A 4140-nucleotide genomic window follows, 5' to 3' on the forward strand; every position below is an offset into this window, starting at 1 on the left:
GGATAACACTGCTAAACATACGCTCGAAAATGTTTTGGAAATACCTGAATGTGTAATTAATATAGTGAACTATGATATGGTTCAACAGTGTTATTTAACCAGTATAGATTATCCAAGAGGAGTATGTGAGTTTTCGAAAGCGGGATTTACTGAATTGGTTTCGGAGACGGTGAGGCCGCCCAGGGTAGCAGAGTCGACAGTTCAATTGGAATGTGTAGTGAATGATGTGATATCGTTGGGGAAAAACGGAGGAGCAGGTAATTTGGTTATTGCAGAGGTAAAACGGATGCATATCAATGAAGATATTTTGGATACTAATGGTAAAATAGATCCTCATAAAATAGATCTGGTGGCTCGTTTAGGCGGTGATTGGTATTGTAGGGTAACCAGCGATAATTTATTCAAAATCGCCAAACCAACAGATTATGCCGGAATAGGTATCGGCGTAGATGCTTTTCCTCAAGAGGTTAAAAACTCCAATGTATTAACCGGGAATAATTTGGGGTTATTGGGGCTTGTTAAAACGCTACCATCTGATGAAGAGATAGAAGCCTTTAGTAAAACCGATGAAATGAAAGAACTGCTTGATGCTACCATAGACGGCCACACCCGCACCACACGCCTGCATTTAAAAGCCAAACATTTGTTAGATAACGGGCGTGTAATGGATGCCTGTAAAGTGTTGTTGATGTAGCTTGTACGCTCTGTAATTTCAACTGGCTGAACTACCCGAAGATTGATTATTGGCGGAGATTGGGAGAATTACTATCCGGCAGCAATATCACCGCCAGATAGTAAAGATACGGGCAACTGATATTCCTTAAAAATCAGAATATTCTGCCGGGTGCAGGAAAATAATATCCGCATGCGAAACATTGTTTTTAAACTCTTCCTTCGCGATAAGTGATTTCCATTGCGCATCGTTGTTAAACGCCTCCCAATGTTTGTCGCGATCGGCTTTGTTATTAAAGGTGGTCATGTACATGAGGTTGGGCATGCGCGGGCCGGCTATCACTTCAGAATAAAAAACAGCGTTAAAGCCCAGGCGTTTAAATAAGCCTATCTCATCGCCTACGTTAAACATTTTTACCTTATTTACATTGTATTTTTCGGTAGCACTTTCGTAACTGCGCAGCTCGTAAACCCGCTCAGCTTTAGGTGCGCTAAGGTCAGGTACAGCGGTTGACGGCATACCCGGAAAAGCCTGCAATATGATAGATTCAATACGGGCATAGGGAGCGCTTTTAAAATTAGCGTCAATGTAATCCTTGCCATCGGCCTGATACTTGGGATCGGCTTGTAGCAGGTTTTCTATGCCGGCCAATTTATCAAGGGAGGTAAAGGGGGTAAATACATAAATTCTTCTGTCAGTATCCTGTTGGGTCACTGGTTTAAATACACCTACGTTTTTAATGCCGGCGCGATGTAGGGCAGGTACGTAAGCTTGTTGCAGGTATTGATCAATCAGGGTTTCCTGAGCCTGGGTTTTGTAATGATAAATTTTTAGCTGATAATAATTTCTTGCAGGGGCATTGGCCCAAGAGTTTAAGCAGGTGACCAAAGTGATTAAAACGCAGGTGCAAATAAACCTTAGCGAATGGTACAGTTTCATAATTGTAGATTATTTGATTTTATTGATGGCTTAATTCTGAGCCATAAAAGTAAATGAATCATGGCTTAATTGCGTGGTGTTTAGGTAATAAATCTGTTAATTGTTTGGGTACCCACGTAACTTATTTATTCGCTTGGTGTACTTTTTACAGCCTATAGCTTATCTTTATGCCTGATATAACCAATTTAATCTGCTATGAACAAGAAGACAATTTTTGCAAGTTGCCTGGCTGCTATTGCTGTGGGCGGTTTGTTATCCTTCAAAGTATTGAAAAATAACGAGGCCGGAAATGCCGGGCTTACCCTCCCTCAAGGATTTAAGGCTGCTGCTATTGCCGATAATTTAGGCAGCGCCAGGCATTTGGTAGCTACTCCTCAGGGTGATATTTACGTGCACCTGGGTGATCTTAAAAAAGGTAAGGGTATTATTGTTTTACATGATAATGGTGATAATGCAACTGTTAAAACCACCTTTGGCGAATTTGGCGGTACAGGTATACGTATTAGCAAAGGCTACCTATATGCATCATCAGATAAGGATGTATATCGTTTTAAATTGAACAGCAACAACGAAGTTATTGATCCTGAACACCCGGAAACAGTAGTAAGTAACTTGACCACCAAAAGGGCACATAGGCCAAAGGCCATAGCGTTGGATGACAATGGATACCTGTATGTGAACATAGGTGCTTACTCCAACATCTGCAGTGAATTTGACCCGAAAGGAAAAGGCTGCCCGATATTGGATTCGGCCGGTGGCATCTGGAGGTTTAAAGCCGATAAGTTAAACCAGAAACAAAGTGATGGCATACGTTACGCAACCGGTTTGCGCAATGTGGTAGGTTTAGATTGGAACCAGCAGGATAATCAACTTTTTGTAATGCAGCATGGTCGCGATGCCTTGAACAGTCTTTTTCCTAAGCTATATACTGTTCAGCAATCGGCGCTTTTACCTGCCGAATGTATGTATGCCCTTAAAGAGGGCGATAATGCAGGCTGGCCGTATTTGTATTATGATGATGTAAAGCATAAAAAAATGCAGGGCCCTGAATACGGTGGCGATGGTGTAAAAGAAGCCGATGCTAAATATGCCGATCCGGTGGCGGCTTATCCTGGTCACCTGGCACCTGATGGTTTGCTATTCTATACCGGCAATCAGTTTCCTGCGAAGTATAAAAACGGAGCTTTCATAGCATTTCACGGATCATGGAACCGCGCGCCTGAGCCTCAGGCTGGGTACTTTGTAGTTTTTCAGCCTTTTAAAGATGGCAAGCCTGATGGTAAGTGGGAAGTATTTGCCGATGGCTTTGCGGGCACCAAAGAGCAAACGGCTTCTGGCCGTGCCGAACACCGCCCATGCGGCTTGGCACAAGGCGCCGATGGTTCACTTTACGTGAGTGATGACAGTAAAGGCACTATTTACAAAATAAGCTACGCCAAATAATAAAAGCAATCAACGTCATAAAAAAGTCCCTTAAAATCGCATTTTAAGGGACTTTTTTTATGACAACTGCAATAGGGAGCTAATGCCGTTGTCATGACATAGATTAGTTTGTTTCACAATTTAAAAAACACGTTTATATCAGGTTAAATGATGATTATAAATTATGTTGTATCTGTGAAACAATCAATTATTACCCTATTTTTGCAGCAAAATTAACGGGTTTATACCTTGCTTTAAAAATGCGTTTAGCTGCCTGGTGTTTTCTGCTTTTTATGTTGTTTGGTTCTGCTGCGCTAGCACAGCAGGATTCAGTAGCGGGCAGCCCTGAAACGCTAACCCAGCAAACAAAAACTGTATATAAGCGGCAAAGATCGCTGCTTGATTCGGTAGCCGAAGCTATGCAGGCACGCCGTATTTTTGTGGCCGATTCCATAGCCTTTCGGTATATACATGCCCCCGATTCGGCAACTAACAGCGAGTTTGCAGATAGTTTGCTCAAGCACAGTTTATACAAAGGATACGGTTTTTTAGATATCCCTTTAAAATCAAAGGATAAAGTTCGTGACGGGCATAACCGTCCTCTACGCGATCCCTGGATCATCGGTATCATCATCGGGTTATTGTTGTATACTGCCATACTGAATATCGCCCTGAATAAAGATGTAACCTTCGTGCTGCAATCGTTTTACAGCAAGCGTGTATTATCGCAAACAGGTAAAGAAGAAAATCTGGTGAGCCCCTGGGCTTTTCTGGGGTTGTTTTTATTGTTTTGCCTAACGCTGGGTGTTTTTTTATACCAACTGGCAGCCTATAATGGTATTTATTACATTGTGGCCGGTAGCCGCCTTTTTGTATCGCTTACTGTGATCATTATGGCTTTGTTTGGCCTCAAATTCCTGATATTAAAACTGCTTGGTTTTATTTTTGATATTAACCGTTTGGTAAGCGAATACTTAAACATATTACATCTTACATATTTTAATATAGCGTTTATATTTTTGCCGGTGATAATTTGTTTTAGCTTATTAGGCAGCCAGTATGTGCCTGTTTTGCTTACGTTAACGGTTATTATTGTGGTATTGATA

The 4140-nt window shown here is 41.6% G+C and carries 4 protein-coding genes; 3 read left to right on the plus strand and 1 reads right to left on the minus strand.

The annotated features are described in order from the left end of the window. On the plus strand, positions 1 to 694 hold a 694-nt coding region (locus tag AAGC65_RS25195), incomplete at its 5' end, for a flavin reductase family protein (protein WP_343115221.1). Between the two features lie 126 nt (positions 695 to 820). Here the strand turns inward: AAGC65_RS25195 and AAGC65_RS25200 are convergent. Next, a complete protein-coding gene (locus tag AAGC65_RS25200; protein ID WP_343115222.1) occupies positions 821 to 1612 on the minus strand; it encodes an NIPSNAP family protein in 792 nt (263 codons plus the stop codon). 195 nt (positions 1613 to 1807) lie between these two features. Between AAGC65_RS25200 and AAGC65_RS25205 the strand changes: the two genes are divergently transcribed. Both AAGC65_RS25205 and AAGC65_RS25210 read left to right on the plus strand, forming a co-directional pair. Continuing rightward, positions 1808 to 3055 carry a PQQ-dependent sugar dehydrogenase gene (locus tag AAGC65_RS25205; protein ID WP_343115223.1) on the plus strand — a complete coding sequence of 416 codons (1248 nt, stop codon included), beginning with the start codon at positions 1808 to 1810 and terminating at the stop codon, positions 3053 to 3055. Positions 3056 to 3294: 239 nt separating this feature from the next. After that, positions 3295 to 4140: DUF4271 domain-containing protein (locus tag AAGC65_RS25210; RefSeq protein ID WP_343115224.1), on the plus strand; the 846-nt coding region annotated here is incomplete at its 3' end.

This window comes from Mucilaginibacter sp. (assembly GCF_039207105.1).
Taxonomy (GTDB): domain Bacteria; phylum Bacteroidota; class Bacteroidia; order Sphingobacteriales; family Sphingobacteriaceae; genus Mucilaginibacter.